General features: G+C 43.3%; 26 protein-coding genes. 18 read left to right on the top strand and 8 right to left on the bottom strand.

Annotated elements, in window-relative coordinates; all coding sequences use genetic code 11:
- Positions 1-9: 9 nt before the first annotated feature.
- Complete coding sequence (locus tag sps_RS17815) at positions 10-1,062, bottom strand: acyltransferase family protein (RefSeq protein ID WP_077753743.1); 1,053 nt, start codon at positions 1,060-1,062, stop codon at positions 10-12.
- A 396-nt stretch (positions 1,063-1,458) separates the two neighbouring features.
- Here sps_RS17815 and sps_RS17810 point away from each other — a divergent pair, with 396 nt between their 5' ends.
- Positions 1,459-1,860 (top strand): hypothetical protein, encoded by a 402-nt coding sequence (locus sps_RS17810; protein WP_077753742.1) that lies wholly within the window; start codon positions 1,459-1,461, stop codon positions 1,858-1,860.
- A gap of 77 nt (positions 1,861-1,937) precedes the next feature.
- Here sps_RS17810 and sps_RS17805 read toward each other — a convergent pair whose 3' ends face one another.
- Together sps_RS17805 and sps_RS17800 are read right to left on the bottom strand one after the other, a co-directional pair.
- Positions 1,938-2,630 (bottom strand): pseudouridine synthase, encoded by a 693-nt coding sequence (locus sps_RS17805; RefSeq protein ID WP_077753741.1) that lies wholly within the window; start codon positions 2,628-2,630, stop codon positions 1,938-1,940.
- Positions 2,631-2,723: 93 nt separating this feature from the next.
- Positions 2,724-3,317, bottom strand: a complete 594-nt coding sequence (locus sps_RS17800; protein WP_077753740.1) for an acyl carrier protein phosphodiesterase — start codon at positions 3,315-3,317, stop codon at positions 2,724-2,726.
- 166 nt (positions 3,318-3,483) lie between these two features.
- On the opposite strand from sps_RS17800, the gene sps_RS28535 reads away from it, so the two are divergent.
- From sps_RS28535 to sps_RS17760, 9 genes are all read left to right on the top strand, one after another.
- Positions 3,484-3,642 (top strand): hypothetical protein, encoded by a 159-nt coding sequence (locus sps_RS28535; protein WP_169915820.1) that lies wholly within the window; start codon positions 3,484-3,486, stop codon positions 3,640-3,642.
- Between the two features lie 64 nt (positions 3,643-3,706).
- Complete coding sequence (gene queA, locus sps_RS17795; protein ID WP_077753739.1) at positions 3,707-4,744, top strand: tRNA preQ1(34) S-adenosylmethionine ribosyltransferase-isomerase QueA; 1,038 nt, start codon at positions 3,707-3,709, stop codon at positions 4,742-4,744.
- A 199-nt stretch (positions 4,745-4,943) separates the two neighbouring features.
- Positions 4,944-6,068 carry a tRNA guanosine(34) transglycosylase Tgt gene (gene tgt / locus sps_RS17790; protein ID WP_077753738.1) on the top strand — a complete coding sequence of 375 codons (1,125 nt, stop codon included), beginning with the start codon at positions 4,944-4,946 and terminating at the stop codon, positions 6,066-6,068.
- Positions 6,069-6,100: 32 nt separating this feature from the next.
- Complete coding sequence (yajC, locus tag sps_RS17785) at positions 6,101-6,427, top strand: preprotein translocase subunit YajC (RefSeq protein WP_077753737.1); 327 nt, start codon at positions 6,101-6,103, stop codon at positions 6,425-6,427.
- A gap of 17 nt (positions 6,428-6,444) precedes the next feature.
- Complete coding sequence (secD, locus tag sps_RS17780; RefSeq protein ID WP_077753736.1) at positions 6,445-8,295, top strand: protein translocase subunit SecD; 1,851 nt, start codon at positions 6,445-6,447, stop codon at positions 8,293-8,295.
- A gap of 12 nt (positions 8,296-8,307) precedes the next feature.
- Positions 8,308-9,255: a protein translocase subunit SecF gene (gene secF / locus sps_RS17775; RefSeq protein WP_077753735.1), complete on the top strand. Its 948-nt coding sequence runs from the start codon at positions 8,308-8,310 to the stop codon at positions 9,253-9,255.
- 262 nt (positions 9,256-9,517) lie between these two features.
- Entirely contained in the window at positions 9,518-9,835 is a 318-nt protein-coding gene (locus sps_RS17770; RefSeq protein ID WP_077753734.1) for a putative signal transducing protein, read from the top strand.
- Positions 9,836-9,996: 161 nt separating this feature from the next.
- Complete coding sequence (locus tag sps_RS17765) at positions 9,997-10,908, top strand: precorrin-2 dehydrogenase/sirohydrochlorin ferrochelatase family protein (RefSeq protein ID WP_077753733.1); 912 nt, start codon at positions 9,997-9,999, stop codon at positions 10,906-10,908.
- Positions 10,909-11,011: 103 nt separating this feature from the next.
- Positions 11,012-11,557, top strand: coding sequence for a YaeQ family protein (locus tag sps_RS17760; RefSeq protein ID WP_077755749.1), 546 nt, complete (start codon positions 11,012-11,014; stop codon positions 11,555-11,557).
- Between the two features lie 189 nt (positions 11,558-11,746).
- Here sps_RS17760 and sps_RS17755 read toward each other — a convergent pair whose 3' ends face one another.
- The 5 genes from sps_RS17755 to suhB all read right to left on the bottom strand — a co-directional run bounded on the left by sps_RS17755 (position 11,747) and on the right by suhB (position 14,775).
- The gene (locus tag sps_RS17755; protein WP_077753732.1) at positions 11,747-12,094 is read right to left on the bottom strand and encodes a replication protein RepA; all 348 of its coding nucleotides are present in this window, start codon (positions 12,092-12,094) and stop codon (positions 11,747-11,749) included.
- Positions 12,081-12,749 (bottom strand): AAA family ATPase, encoded by a 669-nt coding sequence (locus sps_RS17750; protein WP_077753731.1) that lies wholly within the window; start codon positions 12,747-12,749, stop codon positions 12,081-12,083. Before sps_RS17750 ends, sps_RS17755 begins: the two co-directional genes overlap by 14 nt.
- Positions 12,750-12,874: 125 nt before the next feature.
- Positions 12,875-13,177 (bottom strand): PilZ domain-containing protein, encoded by a 303-nt coding sequence (locus sps_RS17745; RefSeq protein ID WP_077753730.1) that lies wholly within the window; start codon positions 13,175-13,177, stop codon positions 12,875-12,877.
- Between the two features lie 180 nt (positions 13,178-13,357).
- The gene (locus sps_RS17740; RefSeq protein WP_077753729.1) at positions 13,358-13,759 is read right to left on the bottom strand and encodes a phosphate-starvation-inducible protein PsiE; all 402 of its coding nucleotides are present in this window, start codon (positions 13,757-13,759) and stop codon (positions 13,358-13,360) included.
- A 212-nt stretch (positions 13,760-13,971) separates the two neighbouring features.
- Complete coding sequence (suhB, locus tag sps_RS17735) at positions 13,972-14,775, bottom strand: inositol-1-monophosphatase (RefSeq protein ID WP_077753728.1); 804 nt, start codon at positions 14,773-14,775, stop codon at positions 13,972-13,974.
- A gap of 154 nt (positions 14,776-14,929) precedes the next feature.
- Between suhB and trmJ the strand changes: the two genes are divergently transcribed.
- The 8 genes from trmJ (at position 14,930) to hscA (ending at position 21,706) form a co-directional block, all read left to right on the top strand.
- Positions 14,930-15,694: a tRNA (cytosine(32)/uridine(32)-2'-O)-methyltransferase TrmJ gene (trmJ, locus tag sps_RS17730; RefSeq protein ID WP_077753727.1), complete on the top strand. Its 765-nt coding sequence runs from the start codon at positions 14,930-14,932 to the stop codon at positions 15,692-15,694.
- 11 nt (positions 15,695-15,705) lie between these two features.
- Positions 15,706-16,527 (top strand): serine O-acetyltransferase, encoded by an 822-nt coding sequence (gene cysE / locus sps_RS17725; RefSeq protein ID WP_077753726.1) that lies wholly within the window; start codon positions 15,706-15,708, stop codon positions 16,525-16,527.
- A gap of 194 nt (positions 16,528-16,721) precedes the next feature.
- Positions 16,722-17,183, top strand: a complete 462-nt coding sequence (gene iscR, locus sps_RS17720) for a Fe-S cluster assembly transcriptional regulator IscR (RefSeq protein WP_077755748.1) — start codon at positions 16,722-16,724, stop codon at positions 17,181-17,183.
- A gap of 75 nt (positions 17,184-17,258) precedes the next feature.
- Positions 17,259-18,473: an IscS subfamily cysteine desulfurase gene (locus sps_RS17715; protein WP_077753725.1), complete on the top strand. Its 1,215-nt coding sequence runs from the start codon at positions 17,259-17,261 to the stop codon at positions 18,471-18,473.
- A gap of 37 nt (positions 18,474-18,510) precedes the next feature.
- Complete coding sequence (gene iscU / locus sps_RS17710; protein ID WP_077753724.1) at positions 18,511-18,894, top strand: Fe-S cluster assembly scaffold IscU; 384 nt, start codon at positions 18,511-18,513, stop codon at positions 18,892-18,894.
- Positions 18,895-18,908: 14 nt separating this feature from the next.
- A complete protein-coding gene (gene iscA, locus sps_RS17705) occupies positions 18,909-19,232 on the top strand; it encodes an iron-sulfur cluster assembly protein IscA (protein ID WP_077753723.1) in 324 nt (107 codons plus the stop codon).
- A 20-nt stretch (positions 19,233-19,252) separates the two neighbouring features.
- On the top strand, positions 19,253-19,777 hold the full coding sequence (gene hscB, locus sps_RS17700; protein ID WP_077753722.1) for a co-chaperone HscB: 525 nt from the start codon (positions 19,253-19,255) through the stop codon (positions 19,775-19,777).
- 66 nt (positions 19,778-19,843) lie between these two features.
- Positions 19,844-21,706 (top strand): Fe-S protein assembly chaperone HscA, encoded by a 1,863-nt coding sequence (gene hscA, locus sps_RS17695; RefSeq protein ID WP_077753721.1) that lies wholly within the window; start codon positions 19,844-19,846, stop codon positions 21,704-21,706.
- The last annotated feature ends 41 nt before the right edge of the window (positions 21,707-21,747 follow it).

Here is a 21,747-nt window from a genome sequence, read left to right as displayed (position 1 = left end):
GTAACTCGTTCAGCTGAAGTTTTTTTTCAGTTTCAAGAAATGCCGTTCGAAGAGGTAGAAACTGCTTAAGCCGAGCAAAGTGGTCAAAGCGATAGTGGCTGAGAATGTGATAGGCCAATAATCTATATTTAAATGAGTGACTATTTTTGCCACCAGGTTATATGCCAACATATGTAGCAAGTACATACCATAGCTAATTTGCCCTATCTTCTTGGCAACATAATGTTCAAACAGGGGACTAATTATTGGTCGGGGACTGGTGACACATGAAGCAATGAGTAACGCCATCAATATATACACCAGAATCAATGGAACTCCATTTATTGCCAGCGAGGCAAACGTCGCGATGAGAAAGATAAGACTGGCTCCAGGTCTTGTAATTAACGGTGCGATAAACTGGTAACACTTCTTGTTAGCTAATGCATGGGCTAATACAACACCAATACAGATCGGAATTGCAATGATCTCCAAGGCTTTAAAGAACAAATTTTCGCTGTTAATACCTGTGTAATGTAAGTAGGTGCTGGCGATAATAATCAAAATTAGCAAGGGGATAGATATTATAGGTACCAACATACGTTCAATGGTTGGCCAGATAAGATAGAACTGCTCTTCTGCAGCCAGAGACCAAGCGAAGAAGAATATAATTCGATCGCCTGCAATAAATGGAACAAATACGTTAGAAGTATAAGTGGCGAAATATTTCAGATTATCTAGAAAAGCAGTTCCGGCAGGAGTGCCTGACTCTAAGACAAATACCAGAAGAATGTAAATAAGTAATACACAATAATAAAGTGGAAAAATTCGCAGTGTTCGTCGGATATAAAAATGTTTAAGGTCAATTTGACCCTTGGTCCTTTTTTCTTTAAGGAGCAGAGAAGTGATTAAGAATCCACTGATCACAAAAAATAGTGTCACCCCATGAAACCCCTGACTAGCCAGATATATGTGATCCCAATAGGGATAGCCTGCATGATGCCATATGACGGCCAGAATACTCAGGCAACGTAAGCCGTCGAGGCATAAGTACCTTTTTTGATTGAGGTAATCAGTGTAATTCATAGGGTAGTGCTCCCTTATGTTTTATACCTATTCAACTTCTAAAGAGTGGGCTCAGTGTTTTGGTTATCAAGTTTGTCCGTCGATTGGCTATTTAGGGCAAGTGTAGTCTAAAAGTATTTACTGGGTGAAAATCATACTTATTGGTTTGCCTTCCTATCACTCATAGGATGTACGTGTGAGGTGCTTAACTCGAATGAATAAGATTGATCCCTTCAGATTAGTCAAATTGTGCATAAAAAGTGATTTAGATCGCATTTTTATTGTACAAATGGGTTACACTTTAATACAGTTATTGAGCTAAACTGAGTTAAAGTGACTTGTGACAATTTAATGTCAGCTTAACTCGGAGTGTACACAAGTAGTTAACATGTCTAGTTTCAATGGAGTTAATTGAAAATGAGTTCTATGGTTGAAGCCATGCAATACCCAGATCGCCCAGAAGAAAGCAGAGAATTACTCAAGGTGATTAAAATGTCAGTAGTGGATAAGCGTAAACGCTTAGGTTGGCAAGATAAAGACTTAGATGTCCGTGAGGTCATTGGTCGATGGATTGATGGGCGTGATGGCACTTCAAACACGTTAACTCTTTATAGGCAGGACGACAAAATTTATTTAGAGATCTGGTCAGGTGATGGCTGTCATAGTTTAGATATCATGATGTGTACTCAAACCGATAAAGGCTTAAAACTTGAAGATAAAGGTGGGAATATTTTTGGTGAGTATTTCTTACTTTCAAACGATAATACGCTGCAATTATGTAATTCAACTGAGTGTTTTTATACGGCTATCGCGGCATAATTCGACAAAATAAGTTGGTTTAGACATATTATAAGAAGGCATCAGTGTGAAGGAGTCTTGCCGATGCCTATCTTAAACTAGCAGTACTCTGAGATATTCTTCTCGGATTCAGTTTTATCGAAAGGGTGAAAGCTCTTGAATGTTATCTCTTTGCCCGAAAAGGGATGGCTAATGCTCAATGTCATTGCATGTAATTTGAGCCTATTTGATGCCGCAATTACATCCGGCTCACCATAGAAGTCATCGCCTAAAATTGGATGACCTAAAGCCAACATATGTAATCTGAGTTGATGGGTCCTTCCTGTTACGGGTTTTAATTCTACCAAAGTACTGTCTTCTCTTCGCTCTAATACCTTGAAATAGGTTTTTGAGGGCTTACCGTCTTCGGCTATTACTTGCAGTGGAGGCCTGGTTTTATCGGCTTTCATGGCGAGCTCTATCACGCCTTGATCTTGGATTAATAATCCGCTGACCTCTGCGATGTAGGTTTTTTTACTCATTCTATTCTGAAATTGAGTCTTAATATTAGACTCTGCCTTCTTATTTAACGCAAAAACCATAATGCCTGAAGTCGCACAATCGAGACGGTGTACCAGTATGGTTTCAGGATATCTCTGCAGTAAACGGGTAAGCGCGCAATCATAGGTATTTTCTGCACGACCAGGGTTAGAGAGTAGACCTGATGGTTTGTTGATAACAAGTATATCTCTGTCTCGATATCGTATATCTAACCAAGGGACTGAAGGGGGGGCGTAAGTGAATATCTGCATGAGTTCTCCTTTAGCGGCGAATTCTAGCAAAAACAGATCAAGTTGAGAATTACTAAGCCTGACTTTTGCTGGAATTTATGATACTAAAGCCCGTTATAAATATTCCGACGGTGTCTTACGAGCCCAAACCTTGCTGTAGGCCATCAGTTGTGGGTAAAAGGTTCTAAATGCAATCTCAATCTCAATATCCAGTTTGTCTACTGCTTGAATAGCTCCTTGGAAAATTTCCGGCTTCGAGAGTCGCTTAGCGACAGAGTTAATGGTCTGATGGAGACCTTTTTTGCTCTTATATGCCGTAAGCCAATTTTCGCCGCGGATCTTTGGCGCTAGTAGCTTTAGCTTTTCAGGCAAGTGTTCACATACATCTATGGCGTCATAAGCATTTTCGGCAAATTGTTGAAGTGTGAGATGGTGATATTCATCCCAATATTTAGCCAGCATATGGTCGAATGCTAAATCGACAATAATAGGGGCTGCTCTGGTTAAATTTTTGGGAAATAGACCCACTAACTCTTTAGTTAGTTCATGACTGTCTGTGAGCTGGTCAATTTGTCTATGCATCCAGATACCTTGCTGTAGGTGTTTAGGAAAATTGTCTATATTGCCTTTGGCAAAATCGCCGGCAAGGTTAGCTGCGAGACTGGTTTTACTATTATCGGCAAGATGTAGATGTGCAAGGAAGTTCATGACGTTTTTGTTAATTTTCTTGGTGATAACTCTAGTTTCACGTTATCATGGGCTCAGATGCTAAGATAGTTTTTCTCCAGTTTAAATTGGTTTTAGAGCGATTTCTTAAGGATGTGCATCGTTTTGATTATATTCTCATCAATTATCGGTTTAAGGGTCAAGGAAGATGTGGAACTGGTTATCTAAAGTGTTTTCAAAGAAAGAGCAAGCTCAGCGAAAGCGTGTACAAATAGATATTCCTTACGAGCAGCATAGCTATCGAAAGGAAGATTTTGATATTGATGAGCACTCCAGCAACCTCGAAGATAGTAAAAGCGGCAACTGATCCTTGATCTTATCGGTCTCTGTTAATAGACTAGCGCCGGATTTATGCTAAGCAGAGACTAACAATGCGTGTGACCGATTTTTCTTTTGAACTCCCCAACGAGCTTATTGCTCGATATCCAACCTCCGAACGTACCTCTTCGAGACTACTCTCTCTAGAGGGTAATACTGGTCAGGTCACAGACAAGCAGTTCACCGATATTCTCAATATGGTTAATCCTGGCGATCTTATGGTGTTTAATAACACTCGAGTAATCCCGGCGCGGCTATTTGGTAAGAAGCAGAGCGGTGGCAAACTGGAGCTGTTAGTCGAGCGTATGTTAGATGATAAAAGCATATTGGCTCATGTTCGATGTTCGAAATCCCCTAAAGTCGATTCCATCGTCTGTTTAGACGGTGGCTATGAGATGGTCATGCTTGCCCGTCACGATGCCTTGTTTGAACTTAAGTTGCAATCGGACAAAACCATACTCGAAGTGCTAGAAGAGGTTGGGCATATGCCTTTGCCTCCCTATATCGATCGCCCCGATGAAGATGCAGATAAAGAGCGTTATCAGACCGTTTACAATGAGAGCCCTGGGGCAGTAGCCGCACCAACGGCAGGACTACACTTCGATGATGCTATGTTAAAGGCATTGTCTGATAAAGGTGTCGATACCGCCTTTGTGACACTGCATGTTGGAGCCGGAACCTTTCAGCCAGTCAAAGTTGATAATATCCTCGAACATAAGATGCATTCTGAGTGGGCCGAAGTCACTCAAGAGGTTGTCGACAAAGTCATACAGACTAAGGCGAATGGAAAACGTGTAATTGCCGTTGGCACGACATCAGTTCGTTCATTAGAGGGTGCCGCTAAAGCAAGTGTTGGTGAATTGAAAGCATTTTGCAGTGACACCGATATCTTTATCTATCCCGGATATGAGTTCCAAGTTGTCGATGCCATGGTGACAAACTTTCATCTTCCTGAGTCGACTTTAATCATGTTGCTCAGTGCTTTTGCCGGCTTCGATGAGGTAAAAAACGCCTATCAGCACGCGATTGCTCAAAAATACCGCTTCTTTAGCTATGGCGACGCCATGTTTGTGACTAAAAAAGCTAACTAATCTTGAAAATTGTTTTAAAATACCCGCCCATCAGATGAGGTGGGTATTTTTTTCTACTCTTTTTGTACATATTTTGAGGATACAGGGTTGATACTCAGCTGTTTGCCCTTATCTTTAGTCTTAGTGTTAGCATGCACAGGGTATTTCAGCCCTGTTCAGGCTATTGTGAGTCAGACTGTTTATCTGGCGAGGTTAAATCATGAAATTTGAATTAGATACAACCGATGGGCGAGCCAGACGCGGCCGTTTGATTTTTGAACGTGGCACTGTAGAGACTCCAGCATTCATGCCAGTGGGCACTTATGGCACTGTAAAAGGCATGACACCAGAAGAGGTGCGCGAAACTGGCGCCGATATCCTGTTAGGTAATACATTCCATTTATGGCTGCGTCCGGGTGAAGAAATCATGCGTAAGCATGGTGATCTGCATGACTTCATGAACTGGCAAGGTCCTATTTTAACGGATTCAGGCGGATTCCAAGTATTCAGTTTAGGTGATATTCGTAAGATCACCGAAGAAGGTGTACATTTCCGTTCACCTATTAATGGTGAGAAGATTTTTCTGGATCCGGAAAAATCCATGCAGATCCAGAACTCTCTGGGTAGTGATGTGGTCATGATTTTCGATGAATGTACACCGTATCCGGCAACTGAAGATGAAGCACGCAAATCGATGCAGATGTCACTGCGTTGGGCTCAACGCTCACGTGATGAATTTGATAAATTAGAAAATCCTAACTCTCTGTTTGGCATCATTCAAGGTGGAGTCTATGAAGACCTGCGCGATGAGAGCTTAAATGGGTTAGTCGATATAGGTTTTGACGGCTATGCCGTCGGCGGTTTGGCAGTGGGTGAGCCTAAAGAAGATATGCATCGTATTTTAGAGCATGTCTGTCCTCAAATCCCTACTGATAAACCTCGTTACTTGATGGGGGTCGGTAAGCCAGAAGATCTCGTTGAAGGTGTACGTCGTGGTGTCGACATGTTTGATTGTGTGATGCCAACACGTAATGCTCGAAATGGTCATCTGTTTACCAGTGAAGGTGTAATTAAGATACGCAACGCGCGTCATCGTGATGATACTGCCACACTCGATGCTAAATGTGATTGCTATACCTGTAAGAATTATTCACGGGCATATCTTTACCATTTAGATCGTTGTAATGAAATTTTAGGTGCTCGTTTAAACACCATACATAACCTTAGGTATTACCAAAGGTTGATGGAAGGTTTGCGCGGTGCAATCGAGACGGGTACATTAGACGCCTTCGTTGAGGAGTTCTATACCAGTCAAGGTCGTGAAGTTCCTAAATTATCCGATTAATTTTAACTACTGCTAAATAAGAAGAGAGAACTATGTTCATTTCAAATGCGTACGCTGCAGATGCCCCAGCAACTGGTGGCACCATGGAGTTAATTTTCATGCTGGTTATATTCGGCCTGATCTTCTATTTCATGATTTTCCGCCCGCAGTCTAAGCGCGTCAAAGAGCACAAAAACTTAATGGGTTCATTGAGTAAGGGTGATGAGATTCTCACCAGCGGTGGTATTTTAGGTAAGATTGCTAAAATCAGTGACGAGAATGATTATGTGTTACTGACAATCAATGAGACATCTGAAATTACAATTAAAAAGGATTACATAGCGGCCGTATTGCCTAAAGGCTCTATTAAGTCACTTTAAGCCAAGAGGGCGATGGTGTGTTAAATAAATACCCAATGTGGAAAAACTTGATGGTGGCTTGCATCATCTTTGTAGGTTTTTTCTATGCAATTCCGAATCTCTTCGGTGAAGACTATGCGGTTCAGGTAGTTGCCACTCGTGGAGCCGAGGTGACTGTGGCTACTCAGTCAACAGTCAACGATGTTCTTACCAGTAAGAATATTGCGATAAAGCGTTCAGAGCTTGAAAATGGCCAACTGCTTGTTCGTGTGATGGACGGCGATCAACAGTTGCTCGCCAAAGAAGCGATAGCTACTGCGCTGGGTGACAAATACACCGTCGCCTTAAACTTAGCACCAGCGACTCCTGAGTGGCTGGAGTCTATGGGCGGTACGCCAATGAAGTTAGGTCTGGATCTTCGAGGCGGTGTTCATTTCTTGATGGAAGTGAAGATGGGCGAAGCGGTCCGTAAGATGACCGAATCTAAGATGGCCGATTTCAGAACTGACCTGCGTGGTGAAAGAATTCGCTATGCGGGAATACGTGACAGTGCTAGAGGCATAGAGATTAAATTCCGTGATGCCGATAACTTAGCTAAGGCTGAGCGTTTCCTTAAATCTCGTGGCAATGACATGGTATTCACCGATATCTCATCGGGTGGAAACTACTTCTTAATTGCCAACCTCAGTGAAAACTATCTCAAACAGGTAAAAGAAGAAGCACTACAGCAAAACATCACCACGATTCGTAATCGAGTGAATGAGTTGGGTGTTGCTGAGCCTGTGGTACAACGTCAAGGTGCGGAGCGTATTATCGTTCAGTTACCCGGTGTTCAGGATACGGCTCGCGCCAAGAAAATTCTGGGTGCTACGGCATCGATTGAATTTCGCATGGTTGATGAGAAAGCCGATGCTGCCGCTATTGCCAGTGGTCGTGTCTCTCCCAACTCGCAGATTTACGATCGTCGTCAAGGAGGTAAGGTTGCGCTTTATAAAGAAGTCATGTTGTCTGGTACCCATATCCAAGGGGCACAGCCAAGTTTCGACGAATATAGCCGTCCTCAGGTAAGCATCAATTTAGATTCCAAAGGTGGATCAATCTTCTCGAATGTCACTAAAGATAACATTGGTAAGCCAATGGCCACTTTATTCATCGAGTATAAAGATAATGGTGCTAAAAATCCGGATGGCAGTATCAAGTTGGAGAAGATAGAGGAAGTCATTTCAGTCGCAACGATTCAAGCGCGTCTGGGACGTAACTTTGTTATCACAGGTCTTGATCACACTGAAGCTCAAAACTTAGCGTTACTTCTTCGTGCCGGTGCCTTGATTGCTCCAGTTGTTATCGTTGAAGAGCGTACTATTGGTCCAAGCTTAGGTGCTGAGAACGTTCAAAACGGTGTACAGGCGATGATCTGGGGTATGGCAGTTGTGCTTATCTTTATGCTTGTCTATTACCGTGGCTTTGGTCTGATTGCTAATCTGGCGTTAACGGCAAACTTAGTGATGGTTGTCGGTGTGATGTCTATGATCCCGGGAGCTGTACTTACACTGCCGGGTATCGCTGGTATGGTCTTGACCGTAGGTATGGCTGTCGATGGCAACGTGTTGATCTATGAGCGCATCCGCGAAGAGCTAAGAAACGGCCGTAGCGTACAGCAGGCAATTCATGAAGGTTATGCTAATGCGTTTTCTACCATTGCCGATGCAAATATTACCACCTTTATGACAGCACTTATCTTGTTCTCCGTTGGTACTGGTGCAGTGAAGGGTTTCGCAGTCACCTTGATGATAGGTATTGCGACCTCAATGTTCACCGCTATCGTGGGAACCCGCTCAATAGTTAACGCTGTTTGGGGTGGTAAGCGCGTTAAGAAACTGTCTATATAAGGAAAGTTGATTATGTTTCAGGTTTTATCGATAAAAGGCACGGTCAACTTTCTGCGTCATGCAGTGCCAATCAGTATTCTGTCTCTGATTTTAGTCATTGGTTCGCTAACATCATTAGCGACCAAAGGCATTAACTGGGGATTAGACTTTACCGGCGGAACCGTTGTTGAACTCGAGTTCTCATCGACTGCAGACCTCCAGGCACTCCGCGCGGAACTCAGCAGTGAAGAAACTGAAGGCGTCGTGGTACAACACTTTGGTTCGAGTCGTGATGTGATCACGCGTCTTCCTGTTAAAGAGGGCGTGAAGAGTGAAACTCAAGTCGAGCAAGTGATGGCGGCGGCGACTAAACTCGATCCGAAAGTTATCCAGAAGCGTGTGGAGATGGTTGGACCTCAAATTGGTCAAGAGCTAGCAGAGCAGGGTGGACTCGCTGTATTAGTTGCACTGATCTGTATCTTGATTTATGTGTCCTTTCGATTCGAGTGGCGCTTAGCACTTGGCTCCGTTGCTGCACTGGCACACGATGTGATTATCACCTTAGGTGTGTTCTCATTGTTCCAATTAGATTTTGATCTTACTGTATTGGCTGGTGTCTTGACGGTTGTTGGTTACTCACTCAACGATACTATTGTTGTATTTGACCGTATCCGTGAAAACTTCCTTAAGATGCGTAAGGGCGGACCAGAGGAGATTGTTAACACCTCAATCACTCAGACCATGAGTCGTACTATTATTACAACGGGTACTACTTTGGTTGTGGTCATCGCTTTGTTCCTTAAGGGCGGCACCATGATCCACGGGTTTGCAACGGCACTCTTGATGGGGATCTTCGTTGGTACTTTCTCATCTATTTATGTGGCGAGTTTCTTAGCGGTTAAGCTCGGGATAAATCGCGAGCATATGATGCCTGTTGAGATTGAAAAAGAAGGTGCTGATCAAGACCCACTAACGCCATAAGCGATTATTGAGTATTGATAATAAAACCACCTTCGGGTGGTTTTTTATTGCCATGATTAAATAGATAAGAGGCATGTTTGGGTTTGATAAAACAAGAATGTTCCAAGCTGCAATAACAGAATTTTCTTTTGTTATCCGGCTTGGCCGCATTTGCCCTCGACAGACTCGCTAATTTAGCAGTAGGATGTTGGCACTCATGTTTTAGTTAACATATTTATCACACCTGAAATTTGCCAGAAGAGCAATAGTTGTAGGGAATAACATGGAAGAGCGCAGTAGAATGGTTGCGGGCGGTAATTTATTACAAGCCCATACGTGGAAAGGTCTGTTAGAAACAAGTGGCATAGAAGTAGAGCTTCGTGGTGAAGCTTTACTCGGTGGAATAGGTGAGCTGCCAGTTGATCTGCAAAATGTGGAGCTTTGGGTATCGGAGTCGAAATATGAGCTTGCTAAAGCTCAACTGGAATCTATTAACGCCGAAGGGCCTCCATGGCGCTGCATAAAGTGCCAAGAAATGAATGAGGTTAGTTTTGAGTTGTGTTGGCGGTGTGGTCGTGAGAGAAGTGAGCTTCACAACTAAATAGTTATACTTTTGATTAGATTCTCTTTGCTACAGCTTCTTTACCGTGGGCTTTGCCGCACATCAATGATCGTTAATGGTATTACTCAAATTCCTTAATTCATTGGTGGCTTAAGTTCTGATACTATTCCCATAAATACCGGATTAGGAATTGATCTTTAATGCAGTACTTTCCCTTATTTGTTGATACATCCAAGCTTAAAGTCTTGTTGGTGGGCGCAGGTGATGTGGCCAGCCGAAAATTAGAGTTGCTGGCCAGAACAGATGCTGAGATTCTGGTTATTGCAACAGATATCTCTGCAGAGGTGTCTAAGTGTGGCCAGCAAGGCCGTATTACGCTCGTTAAGCGCGGCGTGACCCCTGATGATATCAATGGGGTCGATCTCGTTTATCTCGCGACTGCTGATGACAGGCTTAATGCAAAGTTCGCGAGTATTGCCGATGAACGTGGGATCTGGGTGAATGTTGTTGATAGTCCCGATTTGTGCCGGTTTATCACTCCATCGATAGTCGATCGAGGCCGTCTTCAGATTGCGATAAGTACAGCCGGTGCTGCACCTGTTTTTGCAAGAGAGCTGAGGGCGAGACTTGAGTCCTGGTTACCTCAGTCGCTCTCGCCTCTATTTGATTTTGTGGCGACGAAGCGCAAAGAAGTACAGCAAAGACTGCCTGAGTTTAAGCAAAGAAAACTATTTTGGGAGGATTTCTTTAGAGCCAATGGTGATAAGTTTGATGATGATACTTCTGTTCACTACGATAATGGGTTCCAAGGTTTGTCGACAGGCGGTGAGATCTTGCTTGTCGATGATGAGACTCAAACCTCTTTGTTACCCATAGCCGCAATGCCGTTAATGCAGAAGCTCGATCATATATTTAGCCTTGAAGCGCTGCCTCTGACTCTCAATGAATTTGTCAGACGAGATGCTGAACGAGGGAAGTTACCCAGTCTGAGTGAGCTGAGTAAACTATACCAAGGTGGTCAACGTTGTCTCGTGTATGGGGATAAAGAAACTGTTAACCAACTTAAAGCCCATTTCCCCATGGCGAAACACCTGAGGGCCGGGAAAATTTAAGGTTTTATTAGATAAGCTTATTCATAGAATTAAACTAGACATGTCTCATTAGGTAGAGAAATTGAGTTACACTAGTGCCAATTAAATGAGAGAACTAGAAGTTATGGCACCAAAAGCTACGGTATATAAAGTCACTCTGCAAATAGCCGATATGGATCGAGGCTATTATCACGATCATCAGCTGACATTGGCTCAACACCCTTCGGAAACCGATTCCCGCATGATGATCCGTTTACTTGCTTTCGCAATGAATGCAAGTGAGTCACTAGAGTTCAGTAAAGGGCTTTGCGTAGAAGATGAACCAGAACTTTGGGAAAAGTCGCTAGTTGGCGATATAGAGCTTTGGATTGAGTTTGGTCAGAGTGATGAAAAATGGTTAAGAAAAGCCAGTGGGCGGTCTAAGCAAGTACAGTTATTTGCTTATGGAGGGCGAGCTGTACCTATATGGTGGCAACAAAATGAGAAAGCATTAGAACGTTATAAAAACCTTAAAGTCTGGAATGTTCCTGAAGAGGCCGTGAAGCAGATGGGAGATTTGGTCACTCGTAATATGGAGCTTCAATATAATATAAGTGATGGGGAAATTTGGTTATCCAGTGATCTAGGTAGTGTTCAGTTTACTCCTGAGATACTGAAGCTTAGTGTTTAATCTTCATTCTTAAATTGATGTAAATTAGCCAGTCATAGACTGGCTTTTTTATTTATACTTTCGGCTGAATAAAATGGTTAGCCAGGCTAAATCTGCACCTAAGGTTGCGAACAGCATAGTCTTGTTGCCAAGACCACTGGATAAAAAGGGAAAGGTTATTGTATTATTGAAGGTGTGGAATGTCAGCCTCTAGTCATCACTAAACTCGATAATCGCACTTTGCTCATTTTCACTTTTTACTGAAAACTCATGAATCAAAATTCGGATAAGCCTTGATTTAGCTATTTTCTTATCGGCAGATATTCTGTCCAATATCCCTATTGCATCTTCGGTGAGGGAGAAAGTCGCATGTTTATAAATTTTGGTTGAATGTTTATCTAAGCCTTTATGTTTAATTTTGCTTAGTTTTTTTCTACTTTTACTGACGACGCTAGGTTGACCGAAGGCGTAGTTATTAGCATCTTCGATAAAGTCCTCAATTGAAACTTGGGCTTGAGGTGTTTTCTTCTTTCGTCTTTTAAGATCAGTTAAGCTCATAGCAATTTTCTGGTTCTATAGCAAAAAGTTCATCTGCAATTGCTCGAATCTCTGCAGCGGCTTTGCCATCGGGTTCAATTTCAATGACAGAGGATCCAAGTTCTTCACTATCATCGTAAATATTTCTGTTGAAGGTCACTGAATTTAATACACGTAAGCCAAATGATTCCACGACTTCTTTTGCTTCGAGGATTCTTTTAAATTGGCTGGGTAGAGAGGGGCATTGAGTCATGACTATGGTTGCCACCATTTTTGGGTTGACCATCTTACAGGTACTTAGCATATCTTCCATATGGGGTAAGGTTTTTAAATCTCTACGTTTGGGTCGTAGTGGAAGTACCACATAAGTTGCTACAGACATGGCTGCGCGCATAGCTAAATTATCTTGGCCGCCACAATCGACGATGACATAATCGAAGTGTTTATCTTGACTCAAGAGATCGTTACGGATTTTTCCGTAAAGTTGAATGCAATTGATGGTTGGAAGGTCTGGATCTTCATTACGAGCCTGTATCCAATCTGACGTGGTACGCTGTGGGTCACAATCTATCATCAATACATTTGCTTGGTATTTCTGTGTGATATGAACAGCTAGGTTTTGGGCCATACAGCTTTTCCCTGCTCCACCTTTTTCTCCGCCCACAAGCAAGATCATAAAAGTATCTCCATGTCTTTCAGCACCGATTATCTTTGATTCTTAAATGCGTTAAGTATAGAACACACTATAGATTCCTGCCGACAATTCCTTCTCAATACATAGGGTTTCACAGGAGTTAACGCTTAGATGAGTTGAATTGCGATATGGAAGCTTTTAGGGTTACAGGTGATGGTTCGACAGACCTGTCCTTTTACCATATGCCTTTTATCATTATCTGGATTAAAGGTGATGGCGAGAAGCTCACCCACTTTAAAATTCATTTTATATTCAATTAGTACACCGTGTCTTGCTAGGTCGATGCAGATCCCATCATCAGTTTGTTCTTGGCCGTTTTCATCTTGCCAAGCCAAAAGAATACGTTCGGCTTCCAAGTCGACTCTGAAGGAGGTACGTCGTTCATCTAAGTCTTCAGTATTATCTTGCATCAAAAAATCCCTTATGCGGAATGAAAAATAAGCTCTTTAAAAGTAGCATATTTTTTGTTCTAAAAACAAAGTTCGCGGATATTGAATGGGTAGAAGTAGATAGTTATGACGGGATAGAAGAGTTTGCTCACCTAATTTTTTATCTATGGATCCAAGGTGAGCAAAGCGAGTGAAAAGCGATTATTTATCTTCTAAACGTGGATAAGGAAGCTTGAGCTGACCCCAGCGAATAATAATAACGGTTAATGCAAGGACGAGAGTGGATAGCGCTATGGTCATAATTCGCCAATCATCCATGGCTTTCATGTCTAATATTAGATACCGAGCCAAGGCCACAATTGCGATATAAATTGGCATGCGTATCGGTAGTTTTCCTGACTCAGCATAATTAGCTACCATAGCCAGGACTTCTAAATAGATAAATAACAATAATAGATCGGCTAAGTCTACTCTGGCGTTTGAGATGATATGGACTATTTCTTGGCCTATGGCGACAATGGTCGCGATAGCAATGATAATGAGTACGAAATGTTCGACAGCTTTAAGGCTTTTTGATCCATATTGACTGTATAGCTTTCCCATAGAGGCCTCTAGTAAATGTTTTTTTCATGGTATCAAGATTTCAGCACTCTGCTAATTTATCTATGTGACGCAATTCACATTATAGGTATACGCAGGGAAATTGATAAGAAACTAATGTTTGTTCGAGGTGCTCTCAAAAGAGATGACGAGTTTCAGAAACAAAAAAACCATCATTGAGATGGCTTTTTAATCTGTTCTTTCGAAGCACTAGATTAGCGTTTTAGTGCTTCACTCAGTAAGGGGCGAGCAGTTTTCACTATGGCAGATGTTGTTTTCGGAGCACCAGCTATGATGTTACCCGAAGTCATATAGCCGTGATTACCTGCTAAGTCTGTAACTGTACCGCCAGCTTCACGTACGATGAGATCGCCTGCAGCGATGTCCCAAGGCTTGAGGCCGATTTCGAAGAAACCATCCACTCGACCTGCAGCGACATAAGCAAGATCTAAAGCTGCAGAACCTGCACGGCGCATATCGGCACATTGAGTGAACAATGAGCTGAAAATCTTCATGTAAGTTTCAGTATGCTGCTTGGCTTTGAATGGGAAGCCAGTCGCTAAGATAGTGTCCTTAAGGTCATTATGCTTAGATACGCGCATACGGAAATCATTGAATTTAGCACCTTTACCACGAACGGCACTAAAGAGCTCATCACGGATTGGGTCATAAACGACAGCGACTTCAGTCTTGCCTTTATATTGAAGGGCAATAGATACTGCGAAGTGAGGGATGCCTCTAACAAAGTTGTTAGTGCCATCCAGAGGGTCAATGATCCAAATGTAATCTTTGTTCTCGCCTTTGTTCTCGCCACCTTCCTCACAAATAATGGTGTGATCTGGGTAAGACTTACGGATCTGATATGTAATGGCGGCTTCAGCTTCTATGTCTACGTTAGTCACGTAGTCATTCATTCCTTTCGCTGTTACTTCGACTTTATCGAGTTCAGCAAAAGCACGTATAATCGTTTGGCCGGCGGCGCGAGCGGCGCGCACGGCAATAGTCTGCATCGGATGCATTGCAATCCCCTGGATGTTAAAGAACAGATATAATAATCGGGGCGTAGTATACGCTAACAAGTGAATATATCAAATACCGATTTTTGTATTAAGCAAATAAAGTCGATTGTGTTAATATCTGCTAATTGTTTAATCATCAAAATTAAGTAGTTTCATGCTCAGCAACATTCGCGTAGTACTCGTCGGCACCTCTCACCCTGGTAATATTGGCTCTACCGCCCGTGCAATGAAAACCATGGGGCTCTCAACTTTATATTTAGCAGAACCTAGGGTCGAACCAGATGGCCACTCGGTAGCGCTGGCAGCTGGCGCATCTGATATATTAAAACATGCGGTGACAGTGGATAGCGTTGCCGAAGCCATTGCCGATTGTAGCCTGGTTATCGCTACCAGTGCGCGTAGCCGTACTTTAGACTGGCCTATGCTTGAACCGAGAGAAGCTGGGGAAAAGTTAGTCGCCTCGGCACTCGATGGTCCAGTTGCAATCGTATTTGGTCGTGAAAATAACGGTTTGAGCAATGAAGAACTGCAGAAGTGCAATTATCATGTGGCTATTCCGGCTAACCCTGAATATACCTCATTGAATCTCGCTCAAGCTGTGCAGATTATCTGCTACGAGGCGCGTGTTGCGCATTTAGAGCATGAGAAGCGCGAGTTTCAGAAAGGCCGTCCAGCAGATTATGTTGAGGAAAAGCTAGAGTATCCTTTTGCTAAGGAACGTGAAAACTTCTTTGAGCACTTGGAATCAACCTTGTTAGGCACTGGATTTATCGTTAAGCAGCACCCTGGTCAGGTGATGACAAAATTGCGTCGTTTGTTTAGTCGTGCCAAGTTAGAGAGACAAGAGATGAATATCTTACGGGGCATGTTGACTTCGATAGATAAGAAGATGGTATCGGAAGACGACAAACAAGCATAAGGAATAGATCCATGGGAGTTATTGCTCGATTAAAAGATGATATTAACTCTATCTATCATCGTGATCCTGCTGCTCACGGAACCTTGGAGATATTATTGAATTATCCTGGGATGCAGGCTATCTGGATCCATAGGGTAAGTAATAAGCTTTGGAGGCGAAATTGGCGTCTGTTTCCGCGTTGTTTATCTACTTTTTCTCGATGGTTAACGGGGGTAGAGATACACCCTGGTGCCACCATAGGCGATCGTTTCTTTATCGATCATGGTATGGGTGTAGTGATTGGAGAAACCGCTGAAATCGGTGATGATTGCACGTTATATCATGGGGTAACGCTAGGTGGTACAACTTGGCAAGCAGGTAAGCGTCATCCTACGCTGGGTAATAATGTGGTGATCGGTGCCGGTGCTCAGGTGTTAGGCCCGATCACCATGAACGATGGTGCGCGTGTGGGCTCTAATTCTGTTGTGGTAAAAGATGTTCCTAAAGATACCACTGTCGTTGGCATACCTGGTCGCATCGTTTCAACGGCTAATGCTGGCAATAAAGAACAGAGTAAAAGACGTAGCGAAATGGCCAAGAAATATGGTTTCGATGCTTACGCCGTTTCTCCCGATAACCCAGATCCGGTAGCGAATGCCATTGGCCAGATGCTAGACCACATGCATCTGATGGACTCAAAAGTTCAAGAAGTCTGTCAAGCGGTTCAAAGCATGGGGGGAAGTGTGTGTACCGATAAACTCCCTGAACTTGACGTAGAAGATTTTAGCGACGTGGAATTGGCCGCGGCAAAGCAACGTGAGAAGGCAATTAATGAGTTTGATCCCATTATCTGATTCTTAGTGACAGAAATCCAAATCATTGATTGAATATTGAGACATAAACGGGTTAAATACCCCAGTCAAATTGAAGGGTATTATTAAGTGAAACAAATTCATTAATACTTGACTGTTTTACTGGGTTTAATACTTGACTAAATTACTCAGGTATGTTTGAATTCCCCTATGCATTATTGGGAGCCATGGTCGCTATGAAACTTACCTCGAAAGGCAGGTATGCAGTCACTGCTATGTTAGATGTTGCTATGCACTCTACATCAGGACCTGTACCTTTAGCCGATATTTCTGAGCGTCAAGGGATATCTCTTTCTTACCTCGAACAACTTTTCGCAAAACTAAGAAAACATGGACTCGTTTCTAGTGTCAGAGGACCTGGCGGAGGTTACCGTTTAGGTGCTGATGCTGTGGATATCTCTGTCGGTATGGTCGTTCGCGCCGTCGACGAATCGGTGGATGCGACAAGGTGCCAAGGCCAGGGAAATTGCCAGAATGGCACCCGTTGTCTCACGCATTCTTTATGGGGTGACTTGAGCAAACAAATTTCAGATTTCTTAAATGGGATCAGTCTTGCTGGATTAATGAATAAACGTGATGTTCAATTCATTTCAGTGAAGCAAGACGCAATGCAACAGGAACAAAGAGTAACGTTATAAGTTAACTTTGTATTTTTATATTATTTTTTGTACTTAGTTTTGCCTCCTTTGAGGCTACGCTGTACGGAGTGTGTGATGAAGCTTCCTATCTATCTAGATTATGCCGCGACAACGCCGGTTGATCCACGTGTTGCAGAGAAAATGATGCAGTGCATGACTATGGACGGCAATTTTGGTAACCCTGCGTCTCGCTCCCATCGTTATGGGTGGCAGGCTGAAGAAGCAGTTGATATTGCTCGAAATCAAGTCGCTGACCTGATCAATGCCGATCCTCGTGAAATTGTATTTACCTCAGGCGCTACCGAGTCAGATAATCTGGCTATTAAAGGTGTCGCTCATTTCTATCATAAGAAAGGTAAGCACATCATCACCAGTAAAACTGAACATAAAGCGGTACTAGATACTTGCCGTCAGTTAGAGCGTGAAGGTTTCGAAGTTACTTATCTTGAACCTGATGCAAATGGAATTATTCCCATAGAACGCATCGAAGCGGCTATGCGTGACGATACCATCCTTCTCAGCATTATGCAGATTAACAATGAAATTGGTGTCATTCATGATATCGATGCAATAGGTGAACTTTGTCGAAGCAAGAAGATCGTATTTCATGTGGACGCAGCCCAGAGTGCTGGCAAGTTACCTATTGATGTGCAGAAGACTAAAGTTGATTTGCTGTCAATTTCTGCCCACAAGATGTACGGACCTAAAGGTATCGGTGCTCTATACGTGAGCCGTAAGCCACGTATTCGCCTCGAAGCGACAATGCACGGTGGCGGACATGAACGTGGAATGCGCAGTGGTACATTAGCTACCCATCAAATTGTGGGTATGGGTGAGGCTGCAGCCATCGCTAAAGCCGATATGACATCTGACAATGCGCGTATTAGAACTCTACGCGATAGATTGTGGGATGGTGTTAAGCATATCGAAGAAACGTATATCAATGGCGATAAAGAACAGCGTTATTGCGGTAGCCTCAACGTAAGCTTTAACTTCGTTGAAGGTGAGTCCTTGATGATGGCATTGAAAGATCTTGCTGTGTCATCTGGCTCAGCGTGTACTTCAGCCAGTCTGGAGCCAAGTTATGTTTTACGTGCGCTTGGTTTGAATGATGAGATGGCTCATAGCTCGATTCGTTTCTCTATCGGTCGTTTTACCACCGAAGAAGAGATAGATCACGCTATCGAAACAATTAATAAGTCCATCGATGACTTGAGAGAGATGTCTCCACTTTGGGAGATGTTTAAAGATGGTATTGATTTGGACACGGTTGAGTGGGCACACCACTAAGTCGCACATCAACGGATAAAGATTTTGGAGTAGTATCATGGCTTATAGCGAAAAAGTAATCGATCATTATGAAAACCCACGTAACGTAGGTTCTTTTGATAAAAATGACCCATCAGTTGTGACTGGCATGGTCGGCGCACCTGCCTGTGGCGATGTAATGAAGTTACAACTTAAAATTGATGACAAGGGCATGATTGAAGATGCTAAGTTTAAGACTTATGGTTGTGGCAGTGCCATCGCATCTAGCTCTCTGATCACCGAGTGGGTCAAAGGCAAGTCTATCGAAGAAGCTGCAGCCATTAAAAATACCGACATTGCTGAAGAGCTTGCATTACCTCCTGTAAAGATTCATTGCTCTATCTTGGCTGAAGATGCCATTAAAGCTGCAATCGATGATTATAAGTCAAAGCAAGCTAAGTAACTTCCGGAGTTAAGATGGCTATTACAATGACTCCTGCCGCTGCAGAACGTGTTCAAAGCTTTCTGAGCAATCGTGGCAAGGGGATTGGTTTACGTCTGGGGCTTAAAACCTCCGGATGTTCAGGCATGGTTTATGTCATCGAGTTTGTCGATGAATTGAATGACGATGATGAAGTCTACGAAGTCGCAGATGTCAAAATCATTATCGATGCAAAAAGCTTCATCTATCTTCAGGGCATAGAGCTGGATTTTGTCAAAGAAGGGCTCAATGAAGGTTTTCAGTTTAATAACCCTAATGCAAAAGGTGAATGTGGTTGTGGCGAAAGCTTCACAGTCTAATTAGCCGAAAGAATAAAGCCATGAACTATTTTGAGTTGTTTAGTTTCACGCCCTCCTATGACATTGACACTGCCCTTCTTGCAGAACGTTATCACGAACTGCAACGGGCGGTTCATCCCGATAAGTTTGCTAATTCCAGCGAACAAGATAAACGTATCGCCGTTCAACGAACCGCTCAGGTTAACGATGGTTTCTCGACTTTGAAAGACCCCCTGTTGAGAGCCGAGCATATTTTGGCACTTGCAGGCATAGATCTTAGCCATGAGTCGACAACGGTAAAAGATACGCAGTTTCTTATGCAGCAGATGGAATGGCGTGAGTCGTTAGAAGATATTGCTCATAGTGAAGATCCTGATGCTATGATTGCCGAGCTTTATGATTCTTTTACCGAGTATGCGAACTGTATCAGCCAGGATTTAGCTGGCTTGTTACTCAGTCATTCTGAGTCGGATCTCGCATCCGCAGCAGATCTTATCCGTAAATTGAAATTTATGGCAAAATTACAAGTTGAGCTGGAACGTATCGAAGATGCGCAGTTTGACTAGCTATTTTTGACTCTTTTATTCGATTAGCTATCCTTTCGCAGTGGCTAATATTTAGGTTGGAATTTTATGGCCCTTTTGCAGATCGCAGAGCCTGGACAGAGCACAGTACCACACCAGCATAGGTTGGCAGTTGGAATCGACTTAGGTACAACAAATTCGTTAGTGGCCGCGGTTCGCAGTGGCGTAGCTGATACTTTGGTCGATGAGCAATCGAGACACTCGTTGCCTTCGGTTGTACGTTATACCGAGGATAATATCCAAGTCGGTGTCGAAGCTGAATCTTATTCGGCACAAGACCCGCAAAATACCATTATCTCTGTCAAACGTTTTATGGGGCGTAGCCTCAGTGATATTCAATCTGGCAGCCAAGACCTTCCTTATCAATTTGAAGCCAGTGAAAATGGCCTTCCTCTGTTTGTGACTAAGCAAGGTCAGGTTAATCCGCTGCAGATTTCGGCTGAAATATTAAAACCACTGATTTCGCGCGCTGAAAAAACCTTAGGTGGCGCTCTCGAAGGGGTAGTGATCACTGTACCTGCCTATTTTGATGATGCTCAACGTCAGGGAACCAAAGACGCAGCAGGTTTATTAGGAGTTAAGGTTTTACGCTTATTAAATGAGCCAACGGCTGCGGCGATAGCCTATGGCCTGGATTCGGGCCAAGAAGGTGTGATTGCCGTTTATGACTTGGGTGGTGGTACTTTTGATATCTCTATATTACGCCTGAATAAAGGCGTGTTTGAAGTGTTAGCCACCGGGGGAGACTCGGCGCTTGGGGGAGATGACTTCGATCACCTCTTGCATCATTATCTTTTAAATGAATGGCAGCTGATTGCTCCTTCGGCGAATATCAGTCGACAATTGCTTATTGAAGCGAGACGGATCAAGGAGCTGTTGACCCAAGATACTGAGGCCACTGCTTCACTGATCTTAGAAGATGGTCGTCAATTACAGCACAAGATCACCAGAGACTTGTTTGAATCATTAATCAGTAAATTGGTGAAGAAAACCATTGGCAGTTGTCGCCGATCTCTGCGTGATGCAGGGATTAAAGCCGGTGAAGTGCTTGAAATTGCCATGGTAGGCGGTTCGACTCGGGTACCTATGGTTCGAGAACTCGTCGCTGACTTTTTTGGCAAGTCGCCGCTGACATCCATAGACCCAGATAGAGTCGTCGCCATTGGCGCTGCTATTCAAGCGGATATATTGGTAGGTAATAAACCTGAGTCAGATCTGCTGCTGTTGGATGTCTTGCCTCTGTCTCTGGGTATTGAGACCATGGGGGGACTCGTGGAAAAGGTGGTATCTCGAAATACCACCATCCCTGTCGCGAAGGCACAAGAATTTACTACGTTTAAAGATGGTCAGACCGCGATGGCTTTCCATGTGGTCCAAGGTGAACGCGAATTGGTTGATGATTGCCGTTCTTTGGCAAGATTCACCTTGAAAGGCATACCACCTATGGCTGCTGGTGCTGCTCACATTCGAGTGACGTTTCAGGTCGATGCAGATGGCTTACTCAGTGTCACAGCGATGGAAAAGTCTACCGAAGTAAAATCCAGCATTCAGGTTAAACCTTCATTTGGTTTATCGGATGTAGAGATTGGCGCCATGCTCAAAGATTCCATGGCCAATGCTAAGGAAGACATCATGAGGCGCATGCTGGCAGAACAACAAGTCGAGGCTGCTCGAGTATTAGAGACCCTGACTGCGGCGTTAAGAAAGGATGCAAAGCTGTTATCTGAAGACGAACGTGTCACTATCGAGAAGAGTATGGCTGAGCTTGCTCAGGTTGCTGCTCAGGACGACACCGATGCCATTGAAACAGCCATCGAGACATTAGATGCTTGTACGCAAGATTTTGCATCTAAGCGTATGGATAACTCTATCCGTTTGGCTCTTACAGGCCAATCGGTTGACAGTATTTGATAAAAATCAATAGATTAATCGGTAATCAATAGGTAAAAAAG

This window comes from Shewanella psychrophila, assembly GCF_002005305.1.
Classification (GTDB): domain Bacteria; phylum Pseudomonadota; class Gammaproteobacteria; order Enterobacterales; family Shewanellaceae; genus Shewanella; species Shewanella psychrophila.
The sequence above is the reverse complement of the archived record's forward strand: the minus strand, read 5'-3'. Positions and strand labels throughout refer to the sequence as shown.

Excerpts from the sequence above, each read along its gene's own strand:
- sps_RS17765 (WP_077753733.1), top strand. The coding sequence starts at position 9,997 with ATGCAGTACTTTCCCTTATTTGTTGATACATCCAAGCTTAAAGTCTTG.
- yajC (WP_077753737.1), top strand. The coding sequence starts at position 6,101 with ATGTTCATTTCAAATGCGTACGCTGCAGATGCCCCAGCAACTGGTGGC.
- iscA (WP_077753723.1), top strand. The coding sequence starts at position 18,909 with ATGGCTATTACAATGACTCCTGCCGCTGCAGAACGTGTTCAAAGCTTT.
- sps_RS17745 (WP_077753730.1), bottom strand. The coding sequence starts at position 13,177 with ATGCAAGATAATACTGAAGACTTAGATGAACGACGTACCTCCTTCAGA.
- hscB (WP_077753722.1), top strand. The coding sequence starts at position 19,253 with ATGAACTATTTTGAGTTGTTTAGTTTCACGCCCTCCTATGACATTGAC.
- cysE (WP_077753726.1), top strand. The coding sequence starts at position 15,706 with ATGGGAGTTATTGCTCGATTAAAAGATGATATTAACTCTATCTATCAT.
- sps_RS17760 (WP_077755749.1), top strand. The coding sequence starts at position 11,012 with ATGGCACCAAAAGCTACGGTATATAAAGTCACTCTGCAAATAGCCGAT.
- tgt (WP_077753738.1), top strand. The coding sequence starts at position 4,944 with ATGAAATTTGAATTAGATACAACCGATGGGCGAGCCAGACGCGGCCGT.
- queA (WP_077753739.1), top strand. The coding sequence starts at position 3,707 with ATGCGTGTGACCGATTTTTCTTTTGAACTCCCCAACGAGCTTATTGCT.
- trmJ (WP_077753727.1), top strand. The coding sequence starts at position 14,930 with ATGCTCAGCAACATTCGCGTAGTACTCGTCGGCACCTCTCACCCTGGT.
- hscA (WP_077753721.1), top strand. The coding sequence starts at position 19,844 with ATGGCCCTTTTGCAGATCGCAGAGCCTGGACAGAGCACAGTACCACAC.
- sps_RS17715 (WP_077753725.1), top strand. The coding sequence starts at position 17,259 with ATGAAGCTTCCTATCTATCTAGATTATGCCGCGACAACGCCGGTTGAT.
- sps_RS28535 (WP_169915820.1), top strand. The coding sequence starts at position 3,484 with ATGTGGAACTGGTTATCTAAAGTGTTTTCAAAGAAAGAGCAAGCTCAG.
- sps_RS17815 (WP_077753743.1), bottom strand. The coding sequence starts at position 1,062 with ATGAATTACACTGATTACCTCAATCAAAAAAGGTACTTATGCCTCGAC.
- suhB (WP_077753728.1), bottom strand. The coding sequence starts at position 14,775 with ATGCATCCGATGCAGACTATTGCCGTGCGCGCCGCTCGCGCCGCCGGC.
- secF (WP_077753735.1), top strand. The coding sequence starts at position 8,308 with ATGTTTCAGGTTTTATCGATAAAAGGCACGGTCAACTTTCTGCGTCAT.
- sps_RS17800 (WP_077753740.1), bottom strand. The coding sequence starts at position 3,317 with ATGAACTTCCTTGCACATCTACATCTTGCCGATAATAGTAAAACCAGT.
- sps_RS17770 (WP_077753734.1), top strand. The coding sequence starts at position 9,518 with ATGGAAGAGCGCAGTAGAATGGTTGCGGGCGGTAATTTATTACAAGCC.
- iscU (WP_077753724.1), top strand. The coding sequence starts at position 18,511 with ATGGCTTATAGCGAAAAAGTAATCGATCATTATGAAAACCCACGTAAC.
- sps_RS17750 (WP_077753731.1), bottom strand. The coding sequence starts at position 12,749 with ATGATCTTGCTTGTGGGCGGAGAAAAAGGTGGAGCAGGGAAAAGCTGT.
- sps_RS17805 (WP_077753741.1), bottom strand. The coding sequence starts at position 2,630 with ATGCAGATATTCACTTACGCCCCCCCTTCAGTCCCTTGGTTAGATATA.
- sps_RS17810 (WP_077753742.1), top strand. The coding sequence starts at position 1,459 with ATGAGTTCTATGGTTGAAGCCATGCAATACCCAGATCGCCCAGAAGAA.
- sps_RS17740 (WP_077753729.1), bottom strand. The coding sequence starts at position 13,759 with ATGGGAAAGCTATACAGTCAATATGGATCAAAAAGCCTTAAAGCTGTC.
- sps_RS17755 (WP_077753732.1), bottom strand. The coding sequence starts at position 12,094 with ATGAGCTTAACTGATCTTAAAAGACGAAAGAAGAAAACACCTCAAGCC.
- iscR (WP_077755748.1), top strand. The coding sequence starts at position 16,722 with ATGAAACTTACCTCGAAAGGCAGGTATGCAGTCACTGCTATGTTAGAT.